This window comes from Streptomyces sp. HUAS MG91 (assembly GCF_040529335.1).
GTDB classification, from domain to species: domain Bacteria; phylum Actinomycetota; class Actinomycetes; order Streptomycetales; family Streptomycetaceae; genus Streptomyces; species Streptomyces tabacisoli.
Window position 1 is genome coordinate 5758532 of the sequence record NZ_CP159534.1, and the last position, 20511, is coordinate 5779042.

The 20511-nt window shown below is 70.3% G+C and carries 15 protein-coding genes and 1 pseudogene; 11 read left to right on the forward strand and 5 right to left on the reverse strand.

What is annotated here, in order from left to right:
* The first annotated feature begins 170 nt into the window (after positions 1 to 170).
* From ABII15_RS26410 to ABII15_RS26420, 3 genes are all read left to right on the forward strand, one after another.
* A complete protein-coding gene (locus ABII15_RS26410) occupies positions 171 to 680 on the forward strand; it encodes a MarR family transcriptional regulator (protein WP_353944764.1) in 510 nt (169 codons plus the stop codon).
* 56 nt (positions 681 to 736) lie between these two features.
* A complete protein-coding gene (locus ABII15_RS26415; protein WP_353944765.1) occupies positions 737 to 1075 on the forward strand; it encodes a DUF3817 domain-containing protein in 339 nt (112 codons plus the stop codon).
* 84 nt (positions 1076 to 1159) lie between these two features.
* Entirely contained in the window at positions 1160 to 2881 is a 1722-nt protein-coding gene (locus tag ABII15_RS26420) for a methylmalonyl-CoA mutase family protein (RefSeq protein WP_353944766.1), read from the forward strand.
* Between the two features lie 119 nt (positions 2882 to 3000).
* Here the strand turns inward: ABII15_RS26420 and ABII15_RS26425 are convergent.
* Both ABII15_RS26425 and ABII15_RS26430 read right to left on the reverse strand, forming a co-directional pair.
* Positions 3001 to 4343: pseudogene (locus tag ABII15_RS26425) on the reverse strand (HAMP domain-containing sensor histidine kinase).
* Positions 4344 to 4354: 11 nt separating this feature from the next.
* Positions 4355 to 5047, reverse strand: a complete 693-nt coding sequence (locus ABII15_RS26430) for a response regulator transcription factor (protein WP_353944767.1) — start codon at positions 5045 to 5047, stop codon at positions 4355 to 4357.
* 64 nt (positions 5048 to 5111) lie between these two features.
* Between ABII15_RS26430 and ABII15_RS26435 the strand changes: the two genes are divergently transcribed.
* Positions 5112 to 6245: a UDP-N-acetylglucosamine--N-acetylmuramyl-(pentapeptide) pyrophosphoryl-undecaprenol N-acetylglucosamine transferase gene (locus tag ABII15_RS26435; protein WP_353944768.1), complete on the forward strand. Its 1134-nt coding sequence runs from the start codon at positions 5112 to 5114 to the stop codon at positions 6243 to 6245.
* Entirely contained in the window at positions 6242 to 7240 is a 999-nt protein-coding gene (locus ABII15_RS26440) for a GDP-mannose 4,6-dehydratase (RefSeq protein WP_353944769.1), read from the forward strand. Before ABII15_RS26435 ends, ABII15_RS26440 begins: the two co-directional genes overlap by 4 nt.
* Before the next feature lie 60 nt (positions 7241 to 7300).
* Here the strand turns inward: ABII15_RS26440 and ABII15_RS26445 are convergent, their stop codons facing one another.
* A complete protein-coding gene (locus ABII15_RS26445; RefSeq protein ID WP_353944770.1) occupies positions 7301 to 8248 on the reverse strand; it encodes a VCBS repeat-containing protein in 948 nt (315 codons plus the stop codon).
* A gap of 308 nt (positions 8249 to 8556) precedes the next feature.
* Between ABII15_RS26445 and ABII15_RS26450 the strand changes: the two genes are divergently transcribed.
* Both ABII15_RS26450 and ABII15_RS26455 read left to right on the forward strand, forming a co-directional pair.
* Positions 8557 to 12975 carry a polymorphic toxin-type HINT domain-containing protein gene (locus ABII15_RS26450; protein ID WP_353944771.1) on the forward strand — a complete coding sequence of 1473 codons (4419 nt, stop codon included), beginning with the start codon at positions 8557 to 8559 and terminating at the stop codon, positions 12973 to 12975.
* A gap of 6 nt (positions 12976 to 12981) precedes the next feature.
* Positions 12982 to 13617, forward strand: coding sequence for a hypothetical protein (locus ABII15_RS26455; RefSeq protein WP_353944772.1), 636 nt, complete (start codon positions 12982 to 12984; stop codon positions 13615 to 13617).
* 138 nt (positions 13618 to 13755) lie between these two features.
* On the opposite strand, the gene ABII15_RS26460 is transcribed toward ABII15_RS26455, so the two are convergent.
* Entirely contained in the window at positions 13756 to 14382 is a 627-nt protein-coding gene (locus ABII15_RS26460; RefSeq protein WP_353944773.1) for a TetR/AcrR family transcriptional regulator, read from the reverse strand.
* 317 nt (positions 14383 to 14699) lie between these two features.
* Between ABII15_RS26460 and ABII15_RS26465 the strand changes: the two genes are divergently transcribed.
* The 4 genes from ABII15_RS26465 (at position 14700) to ABII15_RS26480 (ending at position 18922) form a co-directional block, all read left to right on the forward strand.
* On the forward strand, positions 14700 to 15668 hold the full coding sequence (locus ABII15_RS26465; RefSeq protein WP_353944774.1) for a tetratricopeptide repeat protein: 969 nt from the start codon (positions 14700 to 14702) through the stop codon (positions 15666 to 15668).
* A gap of 647 nt (positions 15669 to 16315) precedes the next feature.
* Positions 16316 to 16945, forward strand: a complete 630-nt coding sequence (locus tag ABII15_RS26470; RefSeq protein WP_353944775.1) for a DUF6230 family protein — start codon at positions 16316 to 16318, stop codon at positions 16943 to 16945.
* Positions 16946 to 17091: 146 nt separating this feature from the next.
* The gene (locus tag ABII15_RS26475) at positions 17092 to 17649 is read left to right on the forward strand and encodes a DUF6114 domain-containing protein (RefSeq protein WP_353944776.1); all 558 of its coding nucleotides are present in this window, start codon (positions 17092 to 17094) and stop codon (positions 17647 to 17649) included.
* 94 nt (positions 17650 to 17743) lie between these two features.
* A complete protein-coding gene (locus ABII15_RS26480) occupies positions 17744 to 18922 on the forward strand; it encodes a hypothetical protein (protein ID WP_353944777.1) in 1179 nt (392 codons plus the stop codon).
* Between the two features lie 105 nt (positions 18923 to 19027).
* Here the strand turns inward: ABII15_RS26480 and pyk are convergent, their stop codons facing one another.
* Entirely contained in the window at positions 19028 to 20452 is a 1425-nt protein-coding gene (gene pyk, locus ABII15_RS26485) for a pyruvate kinase (protein ID WP_353944778.1), read from the reverse strand.
* Between the last annotated feature and the right edge of the window lie 59 nt (positions 20453 to 20511).

Below are 20511 nucleotides of genomic sequence, written 5' to 3' on the forward strand. Positions count from 1 at the left end.
CCTGCCCCCTGGATCGGAGCGCGTACAATTCCGGCAATCCTGACATAAGGCACCGCTGTCGAGGCGCTCGGCGCGCTCTGCCGCACCCGTCTCGCGCTGGTGGCGAGGGTGAACCGGCCAAAGGGCGAGACGGGGCTGACCACCATATGACCGGCCGGTAAGGTCGAGGGGTGCCGAAGCCGCTCAGTCTTGCCTTCGATCCGATCGCGCGCGCCGATGAACTCTGGAAGCAGCGCTGGGGATCCGTGCCGTCCATGGCCGCGATCACCTCGATCATGCGCGCGCACCAGATCCTGCTCGCCGAGGTCGACGCCGTCGTCAAGCCGTACGGGCTCACCTTCGCGCGCTACGAGGCCCTGGTCCTGCTCACCTTCTCCAAGGAGGGCGAGCTGCCGATGTCGAAGATCGGCGAGCGGTTGATGGTCCACCCGACCTCGGTGACCAACACGGTCGACCGGCTCGTCCGGTCCGGTCTCGTCGACAAGCGGCCCAACCCGAACGACGGCCGCGGCACCCTCGCCTCCATCACCGCCAAGGGCCGCGAGGCCGTCGACGCGGCCACCCGCGACCTGATGGCGATGGACTTCGGGCTCGGTGTGTACGACGCCGACGAGTGCGGGGAGATCTTCGCGATGCTGCGGCCGCTGCGGGTCGCGGCGCACGACTTCGACGAGGAGTGAGCGAGGCCACCGGGCCCGCCTGAAGATCGCGCAAAACGGACGGTTACGCTCGACCCATGAAGAAGAGCGTCCTGACTCGCTACCGGATCATGGCCTACGTGACCGGTGTCCTCCTGGTCGTCCTCTGCCTCGGCATGATCGCCAAGTACGCGTTCGACATGGACGGCGCCGCGGACTTCACGCGCGTCGTCGCCATCGCCCACGGCTGGCTCTACGTCGTGTACCTGGTGGTCGCCTTCGACCTCGGCTCCAAGGCGAAGTGGCGGGTCGGCAAGCAGCTCTGGGTGCTGATCGCCGGCACGATCCCGACCGCCGCCTTCTTCGTGGAGCGCAAGATCTCCGCCGAGCTGGACGCCAAGGTCGCCGCCGGCGACGCGAGCCTCGCGAAGGCGTAACCCGGGACCGGCCCGACCGCTCGCACGAGGTGCGGGCGGTTTCGCCATCGACAGTTACTAGGACGTCCTAGTAAATTCGAGGGTATGGGAACCAGGGACGCTGACGACAAGGCCACCGCCATCGAGGAGGGCCGCCGTCGCTGGCAGGCCCGCTACGACACCGCCCGCAAGCGGGAGGCGGACTTCACCACGCTCTCGGGCGACCCCGTCGACCCGGTCTACGGACCGCGGCCCGGGGACACCTACGAGGGGTTCGAGCGGATCGGCTGGCCGGGGGAGTACCCGTTCACGCGCGGCCTGTACCCGACCGGGTACCGCGGCCGCACCTGGACGATCCGCCAGTTCGCCGGGTTCGGGAACGCCGAGCAGACGAACGAGCGCTACAAGATGATCCTGGCCGCGGGCGGCGGCGGCCTCTCCGTCGCCTTCGACATGCCGACGCTCATGGGCCGCGACTCCGACGACCCGCGCTCGCTCGGCGAGGTCGGGCACTGCGGCGTCGCCATCGACTCCGCCGCCGACATGGAGGTGCTGTTCCGGGGCATCCCGCTGGGCGACGTCACGACCTCGATGACGATCAGCGGCCCGGCCGTGCCCGTCTTCTGTATGTACCTCGTCGCCGCCGAGCGCCAGGGCGTCGACCCGGCCGTGCTCAACGGCACGCTCCAGACCGACATCTTCAAGGAGTACATCGCCCAGAAGGAGTGGCTCTTCCAGCCCGAGCCGCACCTGCGCCTGATCGGCGACCTGATGGAGCACTGCGCCGCGTCCATCCCCGCGTACAAGCCGCTGTCGGTCTCCGGGTACCACATCCGCGAGGCGGGCTCGACGGCCGCGCAGGAACTGGCGTACACGCTCGCGGACGGCTTCGGCTACGTCGAGCTGGGCCTCAGCCGGGGCCTGGACGTGGACGTCTTCGCGCCCGGCCTGTCCTTCTTCTTCGACGCGCACGTCGACTTCTTCGAGGAGATCGCCAAGTTCCGCGCGGCCCGGCGCATCTGGGCCCGGTGGATGCGGGACGTGTACGGGGCGACCAGCGACAAGGCGCAGTGGCTGCGGTTCCACACCCAGACGGCCGGTGTCTCGCTCACCGCCCAGCAGCCGTACAACAACGTCGTGCGCACGGCGGTCGAGGCGCTGGCGGCGGTGCTGGGAGGCACGAACTCGCTCCACACCAACGCCCTCGACGAGACCCTCGCGCTGCCCAGCGAGCAGGCCGCCGAGATCGCGCTGCGCACGCAGCAGGTGCTCATGGAGGAGACCGGCGTCGCCAACGTCGCCGACCCGCTGGGCGGCTCCTGGTACGTCGAGCAGCTCACCGACCGTATCGAGGCCGACGCCGAGAAGATCTTCGAGCAGATCAAGGAGCGCGGGCTTCGGGCGCACCCCGACGGGCAGCACCCGATCGGCCCGATCACCTCCGGGATCCTGCGCGGCATCGAGGACGGCTGGTTCACCGGCGAGATCGCCGAGTCGGCGTTCCAGTACCAGCAGTCGCTGGAGAAGGGCGACAAGCGGGTCGTCGGGGTGAACGCGCACCACGGTTCCGTCACCGGTGACCTGGAGATCCTGCGGGTCAGCCACGAGGTGGAGCGGGAGCAGGTACGGGCTCTGGCGGAGCGGAAGGGGGCCCGGGACGACGCGGCGGTGCGCGAGGCCCTGGACCGGATGCTGGGGGCGGCCCGGGACGGGTCCAACATGATCGTGCCGATGCTGGACGCGGTGCGGGCGGAGGCGACGCTGGGCGAGATCTGCGGGGTCCTCCGGGAGGAGTGGGGGGTGTACACGGAGCCGGCCGGGTTCTAGGCACGCGGCCGGGTGCCGCCCGGTGGGGCTTCTCGCGCAGTTCCCCGCGCCCCCGACAGACCGGCTTCGTCGTCGGCTGACGGCCACTGCGCGACCAGCCGCCCACCGGGCCGCAGGTGCTATGTGGCCGTGGTCGGGGGGAAGGCGAGTCGGAACAGGGCCCCGCCGCCCGGGGCCCGCTCGGCGGAGAGCCGGGCGCCGTGGGCCTCGGCGATCTGCCGGGCCATCGCGAGGCCGAGCCCCGACCCGGGCAGCGCCCGCGACGCCTCCGCGCGGTAGAACCGGTCGAAGACATAGGGGAGGTCCTCCGGGGCGATCCCCGGACCGTGGTCCCGGACGGTCAGCTCGCCCGCAGACAGGACGACCTCGACCGAGGCCCCCGGCGGACTGAACTTCGCCGCGTTGCCGAGCAGGTTCGACAGGAGACGGGAGAGGCGGGACGGCACGCCGGGCAGGGTCGTCGACGCCGCCGACGGCGCGACCGTCAGGGCGAAGGCGACCCGGGGCCAGTGCGCCCGTGCCGCCTCCACCGCGTGCGCGACGAGCGGCGCGAGCGGCACCTCCTCGACGAGCGGCGTCGGCTCCTCGTCCCGGGCCAGCTCGATCAAGTCGTTGACCAGGGACGTGACTTCGTGGATCTGGCGGCCGAGCGCCGCCGACGCCCGATCGCGCTGGGCAGGCGTCAAGCGCTCGGCACGGGCCAGGAGCTCGGCGTTCGTGCGGAGCGCCGTCAGCGGCGTACGGAGTTCGTGGGAGGCGTCGGCGACGAGGCGTCGGCGGGCCGCGACCGAGTCCTCCAGTTCGCCCAGCATGGTGTTGAACGAGGCGGCGAGGCGTGTGAGTTCGTCCCTGCGGCCCGGCGGCAGGTCGATGCGGGTACGGGCGTCGCGGGTCGCCGCGATCCGTTCCGCCGTCGCCGTCAGCCGGGCCACCGGAGCGAGCCCGCGCCGCGCGACCCCGTAGCCGCCGAGCGCCGCCAGCGCGACGCCCGCCACGCTGATCGCCGCGAACAGCGCGGTGGCCTGCCGCACCCCCTTGGCCGTGGGGTCCGACCGCAGCGCCACCTGCAGCGCCTTGCCCTCGCCCGCCGTGTACGGCGTCGTCAGCATCCGCACCGGATGCCCCTGGAGCGTGAGGTTCGTGTAGTACGGGGCGTGCGCGTCGGCCGCGACCGCGCGGGCGGTGTCCGTGACGGGCAGCAGATACTCCTGGCCGGACGGGTCGTCCGCCGCGTCGGCCGGGACCAGCTGGGCGCAGGCCGGAGCCGCCAGATAGCGGCACTCGCCGGACAGCACCCCGGCCGGCTCGCCCCGGTTCTGCTGGGTGGCCAGGGTCGCCGCCTGGGTGAGCTGGAGATCGAGCTGGTGCCCGAGCTCGTAACGGATGACGGCGCGGCCGTGCACACGCCCACCGTGATCAGCGCGACCGTGACGGTCGCCAGGAGCGCGAGCCGGGTGCGCAGCGGCAGCCGGGTCACGGCGTGCCCAGCCGGTAGCCGACGCCGTGGACCGTGTGCAGGAGCCGCGCCTCCCCGGCCGTCTCCAGCTTGCGCCGCAGATAACCCACGTACACGGCGAGCGAGTTGGAGTCGGGGCCGAAGTCGCGGCCCCACACCGCCTCCTGGACGACCTCGCGCGGCAGCACCTGCCCGGCGTTGCGCACCAGGACCTCCAGGAGCGCGAACTCGGTGCGGCTGAAGTCGATGGTCCGCCCGCCGCGCCGGCCCGTGCGGGTCGCCGGGTCCAGGACCAGGTCGCCGTAGGCGAGCGGGTCGTCCGGCTCCGGTTCGGGAGCGGCGCGGCGCAGCAGCGCCCGTACGCGCGCGGTCAGTTCGTCGAGTGCGAACGGCTTCACCAGGTAGTCGTCGGCGCCCGCGTCCAGCCCGTCCACCCGCTCGCTCACCGAGTCGAGCGCGGTGAGGACGAGCACCGGGGTGGCGCGCATCCGGCGGCACACCGCGAGCCCGTCGAGGACCGGCATCATCACGTCGAGGACGACCGCGTCCGGCTCGGAGCGGGCCAGCGCGGTCAGCGCCCGCTGCCCGTCGGCCGCGGCCGTGACCCGGTAGCCCTCCACGGTCAGCGCGTCCTCGACGGCCGACCGGACCTCGGGGTCGTCGTCCACGACCAGGATCCGGGCCGGCGCGGGTGTGTTCCCTGTCGTCATGGCACAAAGGTGTCAAACGCGGCTCTTAAAACCCTCTTAGACCGGTCCGTGACGCTCGACCGTCATGCGAACACCTCTCTCCGTCGTCATCGGCGCGGGCGGCACCGGGGGCCACATCTACCCGGGGCTCGCCCTCGCCGACGCGCTGCGCCGGGCCGTCCCCGACGCGGTGATCTCGTTCGTCGGCACCGAACGCGGCCTGGAGACCCGGCTCATCCCGGCCGCCGGGTACCGGCTGCACACGGTCGACATGATCCCGTTCGACCCGTCCCTCGGCGCCCGGCGCTATCTGCTGCCCGCGGACCTCGTGCGCTCCGGCGCCCAGTGCCGGACCATCCTGCGCGAGCAGCGCGCCCAGGTCGCCGTCGGCATGGGCGGCTACCCGAGCGCGCCCGTGATCGTCGGCGCCCGGATGGCCGGCCTGCCCAGCCTCATCCACGAGTCCAACGCGGTCCCGGGCCGCGCCAACCGCTTCGCCGCCCGCCTCACCCCGCACATCGCCGTCGCCTTCGACCGCAGCCGCGCCCATCTGCCGGGCGGAACAGGGGCGTTCACCACCGGTATGCCGATCGCCGCCTCCCTCGCGGACCTGGACCGGCCCGCCCTGCGGGCCACCGCGCGCCGGGAACTCGGCGTCCCGGACGGCGCCCGGCTCGTCCTCGTCAACGGCGGCAGCCTGGGCGCGGCCCGGCTGACGGAGGCGGCGGTCGGCCTGGCCGCGCGCTGGCGGGGCCGCACGGATGTGCGGCTGCTGGTGAAGACCGGCCCGGCGGCCCTGGAGGACACCCGGCGCCGCCTGCACGACACCCCCGCCGTCGCCGTGCCCTACCTCGACCGGATGGACCTCGCCTACGCCGCCGCCGACCTCGTGGTGTGCCGGGCGGGCTCCGCGACCGTCGCCGAACTCGCCACGACGCGGGTCCCGGCCGTCCTCGTCCCCTACCCCCACGCCCCCGGCGACCACCAGACCCACAACGCGCGGGTGCTCTCCGACGCGGGCGCCGGACTGCTGCTCGCGGACGCGGACACCACGCCCGACACACTCGCGGCCCTCGTCGAACCGCTGCTCGCCGATCCGGCGCGGCTCGCGGCGATGTCGGCGGCTGCGCCCGCGGGGCCCCACGCCAGGGCGGCCGACCTCCTGGCACGCCACGTACGCGAACTGGCAGGACATTCAAAGGAGTTGCAGTACATATGAGCACCACATCCAGCTGGGCGGACCGCACCGTTCTGGTCACCGGGGCGGAGGGCTTCATCGGCTCGACGCTCGTCGACCTGCTCCTCGACGCGGGCGCCCGCGTCCGGGCCTTCGTCCACTACAAGCCGTACGCCGAGAAGGGGCACCTCGCGCACCTCCTCGACGACCCCCGGGTGGAGATCCTGGCGGGCGACGTCCGCGACCCGGGCCGCGTCGCGGACGCCGTCTCCGGCTGCGACACGGTCTTCCACCTCGCCGCGCTGATCGGCATCCCGTACTCGTACGACTCCCCGGGCGCGTACGTCCAGACGAACGTCGTCGGCACCGAGAACATCGCCGAGGCCTGCCGCAGGCACTCCGTGCGCCGCCTGGTCCACACCTCCACGAGCGAGGTCTACGGCACCGCGCTGACGGCCCCGATCTCCGAGGAGCACCCCCTCCAGCCGCAGTCCCCGTACTCCGCGTCGAAGATCGGCGCGGACATGATGGCGCTGTCCCACTGGCACGCGTTCGAGCTCCCGGTCACGGTGGTCCGCCCCTTCAACACGTACGGACCACGCCAGTCGGCCCGAGCCGTGATCCCCACCATCCTGGCCCAACTCCACTCCGGGGCACGGGAGATCAAGCTCGGCTCGCTCACCCCGACCCGCGACTTCACGTACGTCTCCGACACGGCGAGAGGATTCATGGCCCTGGCCCGGTGCGACCGCGCCCTCGGCCAGGTGGTCAACCTCGGTACGGGGCAGGAGATCTCGATCGGCGACCTGGCGCAGGCGCTCATCAGGGCATCGGGCCGCGACGCCCGCGTCGTCGTCGACCCGTCACGGCTGCGCCCGTCGGGGAGCGAGGTGCAGCGGCTGCTGTCGGACAACGGGCGGGCGCGTGAATGGGCCGGGTGGGAGCCGGAGTTCACGCTGGACGAAGGACTGAAGCGCACGTCGCAGTGGGTGGCGGAGAACCTCGACCGCTTCGCGCCGGGGCGGTATCAGGTCTGACGGGTCGGAGCCGCGCCCGCGCCCGTCGCCGGGGGCGGCTCCGGGGGTGATCCGATCGGGTCAGGAGAACATGACGCGGTAGGTCTGGTAGCCAGTCCCGATCTTCTTCTTCGCCGCGAAGGGAGCGGCCGCGTCGCCGGTGCCCTTGTAGAAGTACAGGTCGCCGTTGGGCTGGCGGGCCATGAGGTCGGCCTTGCCGTCGAGGTCCAGGTCGCCGGTGCCCACGAGGGCGTCGAACTGGTTCCAGCCGGGGCCGATCCTGGTGCGCGCCGCGAAGGGGGCGTTGCCGTCGCCGGTGCCTTTGTAGAGCCACAGAACACCGGAGGCGTCCCGCGCGACGAGGTCCGGCCATTGGTCGCCGGTGAGATCGCCCTTGCCGGTGAGCTGAGTGAACTGGTCCCAGGCGGGGCCGACCTTGTGGCGGGCGGTGAGGGTGCCGTCGCTGTAGCCGTAGTACATCCACAGCACGCCGTCGGCGTCGCGGCCGATCACGTCGTAGCCCTGGGCGCCGCCGAGGTTGCCGGGGGAGAAGACGCTGTCGTAGATGTTCCAGCCGCCTCCGACGTATCCGTAGCTGCTGGACAGTCCGCCGTTGGTCGTCCAGACCCAGGTGTCGTCGGCGACGCCGTCGCCGTCGTCGTCGGCGCTGCTGGCCGTACGGACGTCCCCGTAGTCGGTGGCGAGCTGCTCGCGAGGGGCGAGGACCGTGGTGCTATCGGCCGCGTAGGAGTACAGGGCGCCCCTGGTGTCGATGGCGAACATGCCGAAGACGGCGGCGGTTTGGGGCGCGGCGGCTACGGAGGTGCGGGTGGAAGCGGGTGCGATGCCCTGGGCGGCCCGCGTGATCCGGAAGGCGTCGGACGACGTGGACGCCGCGCCGGTGTCCGCCGACGCGGTGCCGGCCGCGACGGCTATCAGGGTTGTGGTGACGAGAACGATCCCCAGCCGTGAGAAGGGTCTGGGGAGCGGTTGTCGGTGGTGCCTGGCATCAGGGTCTCCTCTGCGCAAAGACGGGCCGGCATCCCTGAACGAGCGGTACAACCGTCGCCTGTGACGGCACGTCACACTTCAGGCAGGCCGCGGATCACTGTTCGGAGTGAATGCCTCGCAGAGCTTGTCATATGCATTTACTGTGTGCCTAGTGTGAGTTTCCAGTGGCGTATCAGTGAAGATCGCGCCTTGTTGATGCGGCCGGACGACCGCCTCGCGCCGGTTCGTCGTGCTGTCGACTCGATTGCTGCACGGCCGGATCGAGGTCGTCATGTCAGGCCCATGACATATACGCCCGTCGATGGCGGTGCGTGGGGGGAATCGGGTTGAGACTCGACAGATCGTCAAGTGGGCACAGTAGACGAAGATTTGCCCGGCTCGCGCCGGCGCTGACCTCCGTCACCGCGCTGGCTCTGATCACAGGGCTGGCTGCGCAACCGGACGCCCTGACACCGAAGCAGGGCGACCGTACCGAAAAGGTCGGTTACGACTGGTACGAGGACACAGCCGCGGAGCAGCTGCGGCAGGACCAGTGCCTGATGAACGGCGTGCTGCAACTGGGCGGCACAACCATGGCGGCTGTCGCTCAAGATGCCCTCAACCAGCCGGCGGACCAGCTGCATGTGCTGGCCAACCGAGAGCACTGGGAGGACACGCCGCTCAGCAAGGCCTACGACGCGGACAAGGCCTCCGCCAGGAAGGCCATGGACGATTTCGACACCCTGAAAACTGGGTGGTACGACAAACTCGCCGGCCTGGACGCGCCCGGCGGGTTCACCGAGTCCGAATTCCACTGGCCGCCCGGCTCGGGCGGCGACGGCAAGAAGGACTTCTACGATCAGACCGGGCTCGGGCAGTGGGTCGCGAACCGGTTCTGGCAGCAGGACAGTGACTTCTACGAGGACCCGACTCCGCTCGCCGACACGGCGACGAAGAACGCGGTGAAGGCTCTCGGGGCTCCGCTCTACGGCGCCGATACGGACGGATCGAGTGCGGAGTACGACCGTCACCAGGCCTACGACGTTCTGACGAACTGGAGTCTGGAGCCGACCGGTGCGGACAACGCCCGGATCTTCCTGGAGTCGGGCGGCTTCCCGACCTCGGCGCCGGAGTCGGACAGCGCGGAGTTCCGGATCGGGGTCGAGAACCTCAAGACCCGGTTCGCCGCGTGCGCGTGGCGTGACCCGATCGACCCCGACCGGGTACTGGGTGAGGAAGAGAGCACCTCCGCCGCGGAGTGGCAGCAGGAGATCGCCTCTCAGGCCGCGCAGCGCAACCAGATCCTGAGCGCCAACACCACGGCCGCCAAGGCGCTCGTCTCGGGATCGAAGATCCTCGGGAACATGCTGGGCAACTCCTGGGTGGCCGACCATGTCGTCCGCTGGCAGTCCTACTGGGCTCCCGGTGGGGCAGGCAAGGGCGAGGCGTTCCCGCCGGACGCGGCCCAGTTCACCAAAGCGAAGAACAGCCTGGCGCAGGCGCAGTCGGTCACCAAGGCGCAGCTGATTCTGCTCAAGCAGCAGGCGGCAGCCGCGAAACGTGCGGTGACCACCAGCGATACCGCGGTGACGGACGCGAACGCGATCGCCGATGCCAACGGGGCGCCGCGCGGTCGGGGTCTTCTCGTGGCTCAGCAGAAGGCGCAGGTCACGCACGGCATCGCGGCGGCACTGGACGCCATGGTGATTGCCGGGCAGACGACCGAGGCGGCGACGCATGCATCCGCTGCCGACAGTGCCACGATCGCGCAGCGCGCCATCGCGCAGGCCGCGCAGACCAAGGCGGAGTTCCGCAAGGAGGCCGCGCAGTACGCCGAGTTGCAGGCCAAGTGGGCGGCGGCGTCCGCGAAGCTGCACCGCGACAACGCCAAGGCGGACAAGGAGACCGCCGAGGCGAAGCTGGCGGAGGCGCTGACGGCGGAGGGCGACGCGAAGGCTGCCGCGGAGGACGCGCACAAGAAGCGGCTCGCGGCCGAGGCCGAGGAGAAGACGGCCAAGGAAGAGAAGGAGACGGCGGCCGCCAAGCAGGCGGAGGCCGCTCGGCACCGCAAGGACGCCGAGGGCTACAACACCACCGCGCAGGACGCCAAGAAGAAGGCCGAGACCGCGGCCGACACCGCCTCGGCCCGGCGCAAGGACGCGGAGACCGCGCGCGACGACGCCAAGGACAAGCGCGACGACGCGTGGGACGCGGAGCAGAAGGCCGACGCCGCGCGCGCCAAGGCCGACGCCAAGGACGCCTACGCCGACTCACTGGACGCGGGCGACGCGGCAACCGCCGCGCGCGCGGCGGCCGATGAGGCGGACCGGCAGGCGACCACGGCGGAGACGGCGGCGAAGAACGCCCGCGCCTCGGCGGACGCCGCCACCCAGGCGGCAGCCGACGCGGACGCGGCAGCCACCCGCGCCGAGGCTGCCGCGGGCCGCGCCCGCGCCGACTCCGACGCCGCCCAGGCCGACAAGGCGACGGCGGACGCCGCGGTGCGCACCGCGACCAGCGCCGCCGCCGACGCGATCGCCGCCTCGAAGGACGCGGCAGCCGAGGCCGCCGCGGCGGTCAAGGACGCCGCCGAGGCGGAGAAGCACGCCAAGGAGGCCAGGACCCAGGCCGACGAGGCGCTGAAGCAGTCCGTCATCGCGCGCGTGGCGGCCGCCAAGGCGGCCGGCTTCGCCTACACGACCGCCCAGGCGGCGGTCGACGCCCGCCAGTCCGCGGCGCTCGTCGCGACCCCGGCCAACGACGCGATCCAGCTCGGCTCCCCGTACGTCACCAAGGACTCCGCGGCCGGACTGGTCGTTCTCGCGGGCCAGGGCGCCAAGACCATCGCCGAACAGCAGGCGGCGGTCGCCGACGCCCACGCCGCGAACGCGGCGAAGGAGGCGGCACTCGCCAAGTCCCTCGCGGACAAGGCCTCGGCGGACGCCAAGGCGGCACTCCAGGCGGCGGCAGGCGCGGCAGCGGCCGCCTCCGAGGCCCAGGGCTACGCGAAGGAGGCCCTCGGCTACTCGGCGGCGGCCGCCCTGGCAGCGTCCAAGGCCACCCAGTCCCTGACCCGCACCATCGAGTACGACCGCCAGGCCACCGCCGACGCGGCAGCGGCCGACGCGGCAGCGGGCCGCGCCGAGGGCTACGCCACCGACGCCCGCAACTCGGCCGACGAGGCGGCCCTGGACGCGGAGGCGGCCCGCAACGCGGCCTCCCAGGCCGAAGCGGCGGCGAAGGACGCGCGCGACGCGGCGAACCGGGCGGACGCGGACGCGACGGCAGCCGAGGAGGCGGCCAAGGAGGCGGACAAGTACGCCAAGGAGGCCCAGGACACCGCGGATCGCACGGAGCGCGAGCAGGCGAACCAGCAGGTCTCGTCCGGGGCCGGCACCGGGATCGGTGGCGTGTTCTACGTCATCGACAAGACCGACGTGACGGATGTGCACCAGGACAACGACTGCAAGGTCGATGTGGGGCTGGGCGGTTGCTCGGTGGACTTCACTGTCCATTTCACCGCCACTGTCAGCTTCTACATGTGCACTAACCCGGATGTCCCGGCCACCGAGTCCGGCTGCCCGCTCTCGGACACGCTGTTCCTGAAGACCACGCAGTTTCCGGATATGAAGCAGACGGTCAACCGCTTCTTCACCAACTGGGAACTTATCGAGGGCATCACGAAGGCGATCGCCAAGGTCGCCTGGGACGTCCTCGTCCAGGACTTCATCGACTGCTACCACGGCAGCGCCAGTGGGTGCGCGTGGGCCGCGACCAACTTCATCCCCGGCAAGAAGCTAGAGGACATCGCCCAGGCCATCCGCGCACTGGACGGAGCGATGCGTACCGGCGTCGGAGTCAGCGACGCGTTCAAGGCGCTCAAGGCACTCGACATGGACGCCGAGGCGCTCGCCGACATCGAGCGCTCGGTCAACACCTACGAAGATCTGCTGACCGCGTGCAAGGTCAACAGCTTCCCGGCGGACACTCGCGTGCTCATGGCGGACGGCACTCGCAAGAAGATCGGCGAAATCCGTAAGGACGATCTGGTGCGCGCGACCGACCCCGACACGGGGCTGACGGTCTCGGAACCCGTGACGCGCACGTTCGGACACGACACCGACCACCTGGTGGACATCACCGTGGCCGGGGGCAACCGCATCTCCAGTACGACGGGACACCGCTTCTACGTCGCGGGCCGCGGCTGGACCAGGGTCTCCGAACTCCGGGTCGGCGACAGCCTCCGCTCTCCCGACGGGACGCTGCGCCCTGTGACCGACTTGCGTGACCGGTCGGGCCTGACGCCGCGCAAGGTGTACGACATGACCGTCGACGGTCTGCACTCGTTCTACGTTGCGGTTGGCCAAGCCTCCGTGCTGGTACACAACTGCAATGACCTCGTCGCGGACAACCGGGCGTTCCCCGGGCTCGCTCACGTGATCGGCGAGCATGTCAACGTCTCGGATGCCAGAGCCTTCGAACTGGCGACGGAGAAGGGGGTCAACAGCGTCTTCATCGATGAGCAGACCGCTCAGCAGGTAGTCGACTACGCCCTGGCGAACAAGGCCAACGAGATCACGAAGTGGCGTAGTGGCAGGGAGCAGCGGAAGACGCTGACCGGCACCTTTGGCGCCAGGAACTCACTTGGGAAGGTGTTCCACGCCGATGGCACGATCACCACTGCCGGGAACAGGTACAAGATCATTCTCCAGCGGGCGAAGGGGCACAGCAATGGCTTCTACGTGTACACGGCCTACCCGGAGTAGTGGCGGATGACTGAGCGCTACCACGAGTTCATGTTCGGTGTCCCATGGGTGATGAGCTTCTTCCACCAGGACTGGAGGCATGACGCACCCACACCGGCTGGAGTCGTTGCGCACCAGTTCGTGGACGAGCTGTACCCGGCGTCGGTGCTGAGCGTGCGCAGGGACGCACAGCACCTCGTGGACCAGCTGGCTCCTGGCCGGATCGAGACACTCTGGACGAGCTGCTCGGAGGAGAGGAATCTCTTCCCCGGGTGCGTCACAGACGGTGCCGTGTGGATGCGGCAGATCATCGCGGAGTGCGACACCTGGCTGGCCCGTCGCGGCGATGAGCCAGTACTCCCCGAAGCCGACCGGTACGACGGCTTGGAACTCCTCGACCCAGTCCTGCGCGAGATCGCGGAGTTTACGGGCCTCCTTGGTGAGGAGGTATCCGAAGCCCTGACCGAGTGCGCGCGGCGATGCACCCCCGACCTCGCCTTCCGGCTGTTGTTGCCGGCCCTGCGGGAGAGCTGTCTGTACGGGCCGCAGCGGCCCTTCGAGTTGAGTTCCGCCCAGTTCGGCAGGCTGAAGCGCCTCGGATCCGCTTTCCACTACGGCGAGTTCGTGGTGAGCGAGTACGAGTACCTCGTGTACGAGGGGTAGTAAGCGCAGCAGCAGCAGGTGTGGCCCGGTCGAGTCGACCGGGCCACACCTGCAACGACGCGGCGCGACGACCGTGTGGGACGTAACCGATTCGACGTAGCTGCCCGGATTCTGCGCTGCGTGAATGAGGGGTGGGCCTCACCCCGAAGCCGCCGCCAACCCCCCCAACAACAGCGCCGTGAACCGGCGGACCCACTCCCCGTCCACCGGCTCCGCGCTCACCAGGGTCCGGTGCACGACGGCGCCCGCCGCCACGTCGAAGATCAGGTCCGCGGTCGCCGCCGCGGACCGGGGGTCCGGGGCCGCCGGGAGTTCTCCGCGCCGCTCGGCCCGAGCCCGTCCCTCCAGCACCAATCGTTTCTGCCGGTCCACGATCGAGTTCCGGATCCGCTCCCGCAGCGGCGCGTCCCGGGTGGACTCGGCGACCACCGCCATGAGCGCCGTCTTCGTCTCCGGCCGGTCCAGGATCGCCGCGAACTGGAGGACCACGCCCTCGATGTCCGCGGCCAGGGAACCTCTGTCGGGCAGTTCGAGTTCGTCGAAGAGGACGGCCACCGCGTCGACGACGAGTTCGTTCTTCCCGGCCCAGCGCCGGTACAGCGTCGTCTTCGCGACACCCGCCCGCGTCGCCACATCGCCCAGCGTCAGCTTCGACCAGCCGAGCTCCACCAGCGCCTCGCGCGTCGCCTCCAGGATCGCCTCGTCCGCGGTGGCGGACCGCGGTCGGCCGGGGCGGCCCGTGGGAGAAGAGGTGCGGCTCTGCATGGACGCGACCATACCGGCCGGTAGGCAGGGAGCGGATCGACCGTTCCGGGTGAGCCAGATCACCGGAGAGTCCACCCCGCGCGCCACCCATGACAGTTACGCTACGACCCGTAGCGAAAGCTCGAACTCGTACGGTCTCCCGGTCTGCACCCCGGTCGGCCACGACGAGCGGCAACCACAGGTGCCGGGTGGGGACCCGGCGCCGAAGCACCAGGCCGAGTCCGCTCCGTGTTTCTTACTGCGTCTCGCAATCCGGCGGGAGGCGCTCGGAGCCGGACCCGGCCCACAACCGTCCGCGGAAGGGGGAGACTGTACGCATGCAGCCACGGAACATGTCCATGAGCGGAGTCGTCGACCTCGCCGCGGTGAAGGCGGCCCAGGAGGCCAAGGCCAAGGCGGAGCAGGCCCGCGCCGAAGCGGCCCGCAACGGCGGGGGCGGCGCGGTGTCGCCGTCGAGCCTCGTCATCGACGTCAGCGAGGCGGACTTCGAGCGCGATGTACTGCAGCGCTCCACAGAGGTGCCCGTCGTCATCGACTTCTGGGCCGAGTGGTGCGAGCCCTGCAAGCAGCTGAGCCCCCTCCTCGAGCGCCTCGCCACCGAGTACAACGGCCGCTTCGTGCTCGCGAAGATCGACGTCGACGCCAATCAGATGCTGATGCAGCAGTTCGGGGTCCAGGGGATCCCGGCCGTCTTCGCCGTCGTCGCCGGGCAGGCCCTGCCCCTCTTCCAGGGTGCCGCCCCCGAGTCCCAGATCCGGGGCACCCTCGACCAGTTGATCCAGGTCGCCGAGGAGCGCTTCGGGCTCGTCGGCATCACGGTCGACGCGGACGCGGAGGGCCCCGCGCCGGTCGTGGAGGCTCCGCCCGGCCCGTACGACGCGCTCCTCGAAGCGGCCGTGCAGGCCCTCGACGCCGGCGACATGGCCGGCGCGATCCAGGCGTACAAGAACGTGCTGTCGGACGACCCCGGCAACACCGAGGCCAAGCTCGGCCTCGGCCAGGCCGAACTGCTCCAGCGCGTCCAGGGCCTCGACCCGCAGAAGGTGCGCACGGACGCCGCGCAGAACCCCGGTGACGTGCGGGCCCAGGTGGCCGCCGCCGATCTGGACCTGGTCGGCGGTCATGTCGAGGACGCCTTCGGACGCCTCGTCGACACCGTGGCGCGCTCGGCGGGCGACGACCGCGAGACGGCGCGGGTCCGCCTGCTCGAACTGTTCGAGGTCGTCGGGGGCGACGACCCGCGTGTGACCACTGCGCGTACGGCTCTGGCCCGGGTTCTCTTCTGAGGCGTCAGTGACCTGTTCCTAAACGCCACGGCATGTGGTGCCGGGGTGAAAGTTCTGTTCTTGAGGGCACACAGCGGCCGCGCTTTACCAAAACTTGGTAATCCCGGCCGCTGTTACTTGGAGTAAGTCGAAGCCCTTGTTCTGTCCGGTTACCTACCGGATTCAACCGTTCTGTCAGGCGGTAGGGCTGTACCCTGCGTCGCCGTCCGAGTCCGGGCGGTCGCGGCGCGGTTATCCGTCCGTTACCCGTGAGTAACGAACCCCCTTGTGCGAGCGCCGGGAATGCACCACGATCGGGCACGCTCGGTCCACTCCCCGCTCGTCCGACAGCCACTCGGGTTGCGGGGCTCAGGGGTCCCCACCGGGCAGGTCGGCGGTGAACCAGGGGAGCGCCGTCGGTCTTTGGACAGGGGGGTCTCAGCCAGTCGGCTGAGCCTGTCCGGCAGGTTGCGCGTGATGGCTCAGGTGCGACCAGTGGTTGTCGCTCGGGGGTGATCGCCGGTGATCAGGGTGCGGTTGGCTTACGCGCCCCTCGACGCGGGCGCTCTCCTTCCCGAGGACGTAGCACTTCTCCCATCCCTGCCCGGCTGAGCCGCCGCAAGGGGCAGTCAGGGCCGGAGATGTACGTCCGAGAAGGAGGAACAGTCATGAATTCCGTGACTCGTGGCGGAACCAGATGGAAGCGGTTCGCCGTAGTCATGGTGCCGAGCGTCGCGGCGACTGCCGCGATAGGTGTCGCCCTGTCCCAGGGTGCGCTCGCGGCATCGTTCAGTGTGTCGGGCCAGTCGTTCAAGGTCCACGTCGACAAGCTCGACGCCGACGGCATGATCCAGTACGGCGCCATCGATGCTGAGAAGAACGGGACCCCTCACCCGGTCTCGGTCTCCGCGTTCAACTCGGCCGACCTCACCAACATGTGCCAGTCCGTGGTGACCCACGTGCCGGGGCTCGGTGACGTCACGCTGGTGCTGAAGGCCGGTGGCGGCGGCAAGCCGGCGCACGCCGACAAGATCTACATCGACGTCGCGCAGCTCAAGGCCGATGCCGAGTTCAGGGACATCAACATCGGTGTCGCCGCCGGGCAGTCCAGCAAGGGCCCCGGCATGAAGGGGGGCAAGGAGCAGTCCGACCCCAACGGCTTCGCTCAGGAAGCGGACCACGCCACCCTGACGGACGTCGACCAGACGGCCTGGGCGACGAGCGCCGGCACCTTCAAGCTCAACGGGCTGAACATGAGCCTGCACCGGGGCAGCGGCAAGGGCATCGAGTGCTACTAGGCCTCACCGCCTAGCGATTCCACTCGCCGCATCGCCTCTCGCGGAAGGGCGCGGGGGCATGGCCCGCACGACGGGGCCGAGGTCCCCGTGCCCGTACCGCGCACATCACCACCGAACAAAACGCCAGTCCTGAGGAGCTGTACGACATGAGCGCCGAAGCGCAAGCAGGGTTGGGCGACAGGTTCGGCCACGCACGCCGGACGTTCCGCACTTGGCGCGGCCAACGCCCCTTCTGGGCGGGCCTGTTGACCTTGCTCGGCGGCATTCCGATCATGTATTTCCCGTACGCGAACCTCACGCTCGGCACGATGACGATCCGGATGGCCACCACGGCCGGTGCCGGATCGCTCATTATCGGTGCCCTGCTTGTCGTGCTCGGCATCACGATGTGGTTCCAGTACCAGTCCCGCATCTTCGCCGGCGTGGCGGCGATCCTGCTCGCCCTGGTCTCCCTCGTCGTCTCCAACTTCGGCGGATTCGTCATCGGCTTCCTGCTGGCCCTGATCGGTGGCGCCCTCGCCATCTCCTGGGCCTCGGCCAAGCCGCAGGACGAGGCTCCGACGGCGGACGCCGACGATGCCGGGGCCGACGACGCGACCGCGGTGCCGCCCGTAGCGGGCGCCACCTACCAGGTCGCGGGCGCACACCACGAGTCAGGGACGAACCCGGACAACGGGAAGAACGGGAGGCACCGTGCCGGCTGACGAGGTGCACCACGAGGACTCCGCGGGGGAGTCCCGTGCGAGAACCGGGCCGCGGCATGCAGCACCTAGGAAGCAGCTGTTCAGCAGGTTGCACATGCCCGCGGGCAAGGCGATAGCCATCGCGGCCATGCCCACGGCCGTACTGATGGGCCTCGGCATGACGCCCACGCTGGCGGCCGCCAAGGACAACCCGACCAAGTTCTCGGCGGACGACTACAAGGCCTGCGCCGACGCGGTGCAGGCCGAGCGCGACGCCAAGGACGGCAAGGCCGCCACCGACGGCAAGGACAAGGCCGAGGAGTCCCCGTCGCCGTCGCCGTCCGCGTCCACGGACAAGGACACCGACAAGGGCGCCGACCAGAGTGCGGACAAGAAGGACGGGGCCACGCCCTCGCCCTCGGCCTCCACCAAGGCCGGGTCCGGCTCCACCGGTGGCGAGGAGAGCAAGGACAGCAAGGCGGATCAGGACACCGCCACGCCGTCCCCCTCCGCGTCCGAGACCAAGAACCCGCTCGACCCCCTGGGAGTCGGCGAGGCGCTCAAGGACCTGTTCACGCCGAAGGACAAGGAGACGGCCAGCCCGACTCCCAGCCCGTCGGCGTCGGCGTCGGCCTCGGAGTCCGCCGCCGAGGACGGTGCCGAGAAGGACCTGGGCGACACGGTCAAGGACACCACCGACAAGGTCGGTGACGCGGTCAAGGACACCAAGGACGGCCTCGACAAGGCCGCCGAGGACGCCAAGAAGAAGGCGGAGGAGGCGGCGACCCCGTCCCCTTCCGCCAGTGGCATCCCGGACGACTGCCCGGTGGCCACCGACGCCGAGGGCGCCGACGAGAAGACCCCGGTCCAGCTCCCGGACAAGTCCTGGAAGCTGGAGGCCAGCTCGCTCCTGCTCAAGGGCGCGGACTACCAGGGCCTCGTCGACGTCAGGATGGCGGACGGCTCCACCAAGCGCGTCATGAAGTACGTCATCTCCAACGGTACGGACATCGGTGATCTGCACCAGATCGCCCCCGGCCCGAACGGCAAGTCGTTCCACATCCGTTCGGACAAGGGCTCCACGTCCACCATCCGCGACGGGAAGACGACCATGTACACGGAGGAGCTCTCGGGCAATCTGCTCGGGCTCATCCCCATGACGTTCAACGCCGACAACCCGCCGCCGATCAACCTGCCGATCCTGTACTTCACCAACGTGAAGGTCACGCAGGCCGCGCAGTTCGGCGGAACCCTGCACGTGCCCGGTCTGCGGTCCACGATCGAGGACAGCTGACCGGACCCGTAAGGGATCAAGACCCGTCCGGGAGCCGCAGAGACGCCGAGGGCGCCCCCTGTTCCGTACAGGAGGCGCCCTCGGCGCATTGTGCTGCGGTGCCGGCTAGTTGGCGCCGCCCAGCTGGTGCACCCGGACCATGTTCGTGGTGCCGGGGACGCCGGGGGGCGAACCGGCGGTGATGACCACGGTGTCGCCGTCGTTGAAGCGCGAGAGCTTGCGCAGCTCGGCGTCGACCAGGTCGACCATGGCGTCGGTGGAGTCCACGTGCGGGACGACGTACGTCTCCACGCCCCAGGTCAGCGCGAGCTGGTTGCGGGTGGCCTCGTCCGTGGTGAAGGCGAGGATCGGCTGGCAGGCGCGGTAGCGGGACAGGCGGCGCGCGGTGTCGCCGGACTGGGTGAAGGCGACCAGCGCCTTGCCGTCCAGGAAGTCCGCGATCTCGCACGCGGCGCGGGCGACCGAACCGCCCTGCGTGCGCGGCTTCTTGCCCGGGACGAGCGGCTGCAGGCCCTTGGAGAGCAGCTCCTCCTCGGCCGCCTGGACGATCTTCGACATCGTCTTGACGGTCTCGATCGGGTACGCGCCCACGCTCGACTCGGCGGACAGCATGACCGCGTCGGCGCCGTCCAGGATCGCGTTCGCCACGTCGGAGGCCTCGGCGCGGGTCGGGCGCGAGTTGGTGATCATCGACTCCATCATCTGGGTCGCGACGATCACCGGCTTGGCGTTGCGGCGGCACATCTCCACGAGGCGCTTCTGCACCATCGGGACCTTCTCCAGCGGGTACTCGACGGCCAGGTCGCCACGGGCGACCATGATCGCGTCGAACGCCGCGACGACGCCCTCCATGTTGGCGACGGCCTGCGGCTTCTCCACCTTGGCGATGACGGGGACCCGGCGGCCCTCCTCGTCCATCACCTTGTGGACGTCCTTGACGTCGTTGGCGTCGCGCACGAAGGACAGGGCGACCATGTCGCAGCCCATCCGCAGGGCGAAGCGCAGGTCCTCGACGTCCTTCTCGGACAGCGCCGGCACGTTGACGGCCGCGCCGGGCAGGTTGATGCCCTTGTGGTCGGAGATGACACCGCCCTCGATGACGATCGTCCGGACCCGCGGGCCCTCGACGTCCATCACCTTGAGCTCGACGTTGCCGTCGTTGATCAGGACCTGGTCACCGCGCGAGACGTCGCCCGGCAGCCCCTTGTACGTCGTGCCGCAGATCGACTTGTCGCCCGGGACGTCCTCGGTGGTGATGGTGAACTCGTCACCGCGCACCAGCTCGACGGGGCCCTCGGCGAAGGTCTCCAGACGGATCTTGGGGCCCTGGAGGTCGGCGAGAACGCCCACCGCGCGGCCGGTCTTCGCGGCGGCGGCGCGAACACGGTCGTAGCGACCCTGGTGTTCGGCGTGCGTGCCGTGGCTGAAGTTGAAGCGGGCCACGCTCATGCCGGCCTCGATCAGCGAGACGAGCTGCTCTTCGGAGTCGACGGCGGGGCCCAGCGTGCAGACGATTTTGGAACGGCGCATGGGGGCGATCCTATCGGTTTGTTTCGCTACGGAATATTCCGTCTGGTGGAATCTACAAA

Bases quoted from the DNA above. Each gene is read 5' to 3' on its own strand.
- ABII15_RS26415 (WP_353944765.1), top strand. From the start codon at position 737: ATGAAGAAGAGCGTCCTGACTCGCTACCGGATCATGGCCTACGTGACC.
- ABII15_RS26420 (WP_353944766.1), top strand. From the start codon at position 1,160: ATGGGAACCAGGGACGCTGACGACAAGGCCACCGCCATCGAGGAGGGC.
- ABII15_RS26430 (WP_353944767.1), bottom strand. From the start codon at position 5,047: ATGACGACAGGGAACACACCCGCGCCGGCCCGGATCCTGGTCGTGGAC.
- ABII15_RS26435 (WP_353944768.1), top strand. From the start codon at position 5,112: ATGCGAACACCTCTCTCCGTCGTCATCGGCGCGGGCGGCACCGGGGGC.
- ABII15_RS26440 (WP_353944769.1), top strand. From the start codon at position 6,242: ATGAGCACCACATCCAGCTGGGCGGACCGCACCGTTCTGGTCACCGGG.
- ABII15_RS26455 (WP_353944772.1), top strand. From the start codon at position 12,982: ATGACTGAGCGCTACCACGAGTTCATGTTCGGTGTCCCATGGGTGATG.
- ABII15_RS26460 (WP_353944773.1), bottom strand. From the start codon at position 14,382: ATGCAGAGCCGCACCTCTTCTCCCACGGGCCGCCCCGGCCGACCGCGG.
- ABII15_RS26465 (WP_353944774.1), top strand. From the start codon at position 14,700: ATGCAGCCACGGAACATGTCCATGAGCGGAGTCGTCGACCTCGCCGCG.
- ABII15_RS26470 (WP_353944775.1), top strand. From the start codon at position 16,316: ATGAATTCCGTGACTCGTGGCGGAACCAGATGGAAGCGGTTCGCCGTA.
- ABII15_RS26475 (WP_353944776.1), top strand. From the start codon at position 17,092: ATGAGCGCCGAAGCGCAAGCAGGGTTGGGCGACAGGTTCGGCCACGCA.
- ABII15_RS26480 (WP_353944777.1), top strand. From the start codon at position 17,744: ATGCCCGCGGGCAAGGCGATAGCCATCGCGGCCATGCCCACGGCCGTA.
- pyk (WP_353944778.1), bottom strand. From the start codon at position 20,452: ATGCGCCGTTCCAAAATCGTCTGCACGCTGGGCCCCGCCGTCGACTCC.